The sequence below is a fragment of the Microcoleus asticus IPMA8 genome (genome assembly GCF_013179805.1).
GTDB lineage: Bacteria > Cyanobacteriota > Cyanobacteriia > Cyanobacteriales > Microcoleaceae > Microcoleus > Microcoleus asticus.
The window spans coordinates 8,509-11,409 of the sequence record NZ_SRRZ01000179.1; the positions used below are offsets into that span (position 1 = coordinate 8,509).

Here is a 2,901-nt window from a genome sequence, read left to right on the forward strand (position 1 = left end):
TTCTCGGATCTGTTTCTTATCTACAGCCCCGACCACTTACAAGTCCAATTCCTGCTCCATCTCCTACTCCTTCTCCAGCACCTTCTCCACCACCGGCACCAGCACCAGCACCAGCACCGGGCCCCGTAAGTCTGTGCCGTCAAGTAGAACCTCGCGTAGCGCCAAGGGGTCTAGCTATCCGCACGGAGCCTTCCAAGACTGCTGCGGTTAAAGGTGGCGTACCGGCTAACGGTCAAGTAACGCTTGTACCGAATTTCCAGTTAGTGAAAGATAAGAATGGAGAAGACCGCAATTGGGTTGAGATTTCAGCCCCTGTGGCCGGATTCATCTCAGCGGGAAATTTGATCATGTGCAAGTAAACTTCTGAGTTCGATCGCTCTTTTTGACTAAAAGAGCGATCGACACCGAAAATAGTTTTAAGATTGTCGCGCAGCAAGCGAACAAAGCCCAGCCCAGACTGCTCCCTGGACTTACGCATGAATAACTTATTTCTGTCGGGAAGCAGCGGTAGCGAATCTTTCTAGGCCTATGTTTTTCGTGGGTTGCATCAAGTCCTAGCTTGGTTCCTCGCAACGCACGCGGGATGAATGAATTTAAGGAAAAGGCCGATCGACCTTTCTACCTACAGAGGCCGCTTGCCCAATCTTGGTGTCCGCGATTTGGTTGACACTTCGATTGTCGGCCAATCCAGACAATTTCCCATTTATTTTGCCTGAGTCTGAGTTCGATGCGATGCCGCATTGCAGCAACAGAATCGTCAGCTAAACCGACGACGGTTTGGACAATTACGGCTGTTTCTCGCGTGGGATATTCAACCGAAATTTGGTCGCTTTTTCTGCCTTCAGATTCTCGGTCGCTGCTAAAGAGTTTTGCTGCGATATCTTTGGGGTTGGAGACGGTAATTTTGCGATCGGCAAGGAACTGTTTAGCGTTAATTGCTTCGTAGTTCGATCGGGCGGCGGGCTGCCCCATTGCTGCGATGGGAAGTTGGATGCAGGCGAAAATAGGTAGGAAAAAGAGCGATCGCTTGACAATTGATTTGTTCATGAGGCTTCAGCTTGTGCCAAAAATTTTTGTCTTCGAGATGCGAAAGCCGCCAAATCTGCCTCGGTGAATTGAGTTTGCTGCCATGAGGGGCGGGCCAGCAGGCAATCGCACCAAGCTTGAATTTTAGGATAGCCGTCTAGGGACACACCAACCCAAGGTAGCAAGGGCACGATGGTGCCGGCAACGCACTCGGCAAACGTGACACTGTTGCTAGCGAAAAAAGGGCGATCGTCCAACAAACCTTCAAAAAATTTCAACACAGTATCGACTTTTTCCTTAGCCTTTGCGATTTCCTGCGCTTGGGGAGTTCCCCATCCCATTTTTTCACTGCTTAGGGGGTTAACTCCTGGTATAAGTTCGTTAACCGTGAGCAATTCTACCATCCTCACAACTGCCAAATCTTTCGGTTCTTTTGGCAGCATTGCCGGTTCGGGATACTTGGTTTCTAGATAGTCAAGAATTGCTAGAGACTCGACGACAGTGAAGTCATCATCCACCAAAACAGGGATGCGGTGAAAATGATTCATTGCGATAAAGTCTGGCTGTAAGTGATCGCCGTCCAAGTGGATTTCTACCAATTCAAAGTCGAGGTTTTTTTCTAAAAGGGCGATCCACACGCGACGGGAGTTGGGGGAAATGGGAGTGTGGTAAAGTTTCATAAATTTTGTGCCTGGTTGTTGAGAGATTCAGGTTTTGAGGATTGAGTTGCCAATCGCGCTGCTTAAAATATTTAGATTTTAGTCAATTTTACACGCAAATAGGGCGATCGTACTTCTCCAACAATCGGACATCTTACTTTATTGATGACCAAAAGGAACAAATGCTATATCAGTCACATCTTTAACCAACCGTACCGATCTAAACCCATACGTTAGAGGTGATTGTAACTTAAGAATCAGGCAAAATGGTTTTTTATTGCCAAACTTATCTCTGAGAAACTTCTCATAATTTTTGACTAAATAATGGGTACTGCCCTGATTACTTCTTGAAGTTTGACCGCAGATTAAGATGACGGGATAGGAATCAGGCTCTGAATAGAATCTTGCCAAAATAGCATATTCATCTTCATGCTTTTTGTACCTGTAAATCTCGTTTTTCGTGACGAGCGCAACATTATCAGGACTGTCAGGAGAATAAGGATTGTAACGAACACCTTTAAGAAAGTTCTCTAAATGAACCTTAGTTCTCTGATTAGAGTCCGGGCCTCCTATACAAAACTCAGTCATTTCTCCTGCTGGTTCCAATATTCGATCAAAACGAGCAATGACTAATTTGCCACCAATTTCATCTACAAGTCTTACCACTTCAACTAAGGTTTCTACATCTCCATGAGCCATGACATTTTGATCGCGGGCAGAATGGTTCATGACTACAAGGCAATTCTCCTTTGGTGAAATGCCAAAGAAAGCAGATCTTCGATTCAGGATTTGGGACTTTCGTATTGTTCCCCATAGCCAAAAAGCGACCGCTGTTACAACACTCGTTATAATACCGACTACAAAATTTTCAATAACTGATGGAGACATGAATCCTCCGAATAACAAAGTTTTTAGTAGAGTAGAGACGCTAGCTTAATTTCACAACCCATTGATAACAAATTCATCAATCCACTACCGTCAAGCTATCTCATTATTCTTTGCTTACAAGCTTGACTAAATCCGGAAAATCTGGAAATATTGCGGCTTTCTATGGTATGTGCTTGCCTGCGATTGACTTACTGATACTAAATTATTCTTAGGATAATATCACCAAAACAAGCTTCTGACTGGAGTTTAGACTAGGCAGCAAGAAAAGACTCAGCAAAGGTGAGTTGAAAATAAATAGACTTCAGATCTGAAAATCTACACTACTAAG

3 protein-coding genes and 1 pseudogene are annotated in these 2,901 nt (G+C 44.6%); 1 reads left to right on the forward strand and 3 read right to left on the reverse strand.

Annotated features, from left to right (window positions below):
• Positions 1 to 359, forward strand: a pseudogene (locus E5S67_RS33750) (SH3 domain-containing protein); the annotation flags it as partial.
• Between the two features lie 259 nt (positions 360 to 618).
• On the opposite strand, the gene E5S67_RS29345 reads toward E5S67_RS33750, so the two are convergent.
• From E5S67_RS29345 to E5S67_RS29355, 3 genes are all read right to left on the reverse strand, one after another.
• Positions 619 to 1,047 (reverse strand): hypothetical protein, encoded by a 429-nt coding sequence (locus E5S67_RS29345; RefSeq protein WP_172192628.1) that lies wholly within the window; start codon positions 1,045 to 1,047, stop codon positions 619 to 621.
• Positions 1,044 to 1,706, reverse strand: a complete 663-nt coding sequence (locus tag E5S67_RS29350; protein WP_172192629.1) for a glutathione S-transferase family protein — start codon at positions 1,704 to 1,706, stop codon at positions 1,044 to 1,046. Before E5S67_RS29350 ends, E5S67_RS29345 begins: the two co-directional genes overlap by 4 nt.
• A gap of 138 nt (positions 1,707 to 1,844) precedes the next feature.
• The gene (locus E5S67_RS29355; RefSeq protein WP_172192631.1) at positions 1,845 to 2,573 is read right to left on the reverse strand and encodes a hypothetical protein; all 729 of its coding nucleotides are present in this window, start codon (positions 2,571 to 2,573) and stop codon (positions 1,845 to 1,847) included.
• Positions 2,574 to 2,901: the final 328 nt, after the last annotated feature.